Here is a 1,574-nt window from a genome sequence, read left to right on the forward strand (position 1 = left end):
ATGTCTGCCAAGGAAATCAAATTCGCCACAGACGCGCGCGACCGCATGCTGCGCGGCGTCGAGCTCCTCAACAACGCCGTCAAGGTGACACTCGGTCCCAAGGGCCGCAACGTCGTCATCGACAAGGCCTATGGCGCGCCGCGCATCACCAAGGACGGCGTCACCGTCGCCAAGGAAATCGAGCTTGCCGACAAGTTCGAGAACATGGGCGCGCAGATGGTGCGCGAAGTGGCCTCGAAGACCAACGACCAAGCCGGTGACGGCACCACCACCGCCACGGTGCTGGCCGCCTCGATCCTGCGCGAAGGCGCCAAGCTGGTCGCCGCCGGCATGAACCCGATGGACTTGAAGCGCGGCATCGACCAGGCCGTCGCCGCCGTCGTCGTGGAAATCAAGGCGAAGGCCAAGAAGGTCAAGTCGTCGGCCGAGATCGCCCAGGTCGGCACCATCGCCGCCAATGGCGATGCGACCGTCGGCGAGATGATCGCCAAAGCCATGAACAAGGTCGGTAATGACGGCGTCATCACCGTCGAGGAAGCCAAGACCGCCGAAACCGAACTCGACGTCGTCGAGGGCATGCAGTTCGACCGCGGCTATCTCTCGCCTTATTTCGTCACCAATGCCGACAAGATGCGCGCTGAACTCGAGGATCCCTATATCCTCATCCACGAGAAGAAACTCGGCAATCTGCAGGCGCTGCTGCCGATCCTCGAAGCGGTCGTGCAGAGCGGCAGGCCGCTGCTGATCATCTCCGAGGACGTCGAGGGCGAAGCTCTGGCGACGCTGGTCGTCAACAAACTGCGCGGCGGCCTCAAGGTCGCGGCCGTCAAGGCACCGGGCTTCGGCGATCGCCGCAAGGCAATGCTGGAAGATATCGCGGTGCTGACATCAGGCCAGTTGATCTCGGAGGATCTCGGCATCAAGCTCGAAAACGTGACCATCGAGATGCTCGGCCGCGCCAAGCGCGTGCTGGTCGAGAAGGACACCACCACGATCATCGATGGCGCCGGCAGCAAGGAGACCATCCAGGCGCGCGTCGCACAGATCAAGGGCCAGATCGAGGAGACGACCTCCGACTACGACAAGGAAAAGCTGCAGGAGCGGCTGGCCAAGCTGTCGGGAGGCGTTGCCGTCATCCGCGTCGGCGGCGCAACCGAGTCGGAAGTGAAGGAAAAGAAGGACCGCATCGACGACGCGCTGAACGCCACGCGTGCAGCGGTTGAAGAAGGCATCGTGCCCGGCGGCGGCGTGGCGCTGCTGCGCGCCCGGTCGGCACTGGCCGGCCTCAATGGCGCCAATGCCGATGTCACCGCCGGCATTTCGATCGTGCTGCGCGCGCTTGAGGCCCCGATCCGCCAGATCGTCGAGAATTCCGGCGTCGAGGGTTCGATCGTCGTCGGCAAGCTCGCCGACAGCAAGGACCACAATCAGGGCTTTGACGCCCAGAACGAGACCTATGTCGACATGATCAAGGCCGGCATCGTCGATCCGGCAAAGGTCGTGCGCACCGCATTGCAGGACGCCGGCTCGATCGCCGCACTCCTGATCACCGCCGAAGCGATGATCACCGACAT

Annotated in this window: 1 protein-coding gene; it reads left to right on the forward strand. The window is 63.7% G+C overall.

Annotated elements, in window-relative coordinates:
* Positions 1 to 1,574: chaperonin GroEL (groL, locus tag JT360_RS33040; RefSeq protein ID WP_214477610.1), on the forward strand; the 1,574-nt coding region annotated here is incomplete at its 3' end.

Source organism: Mesorhizobium sp. dw_380, assembly GCF_018588885.1.
GTDB lineage: Bacteria > Pseudomonadota > Alphaproteobacteria > Rhizobiales > Rhizobiaceae > Mesorhizobium.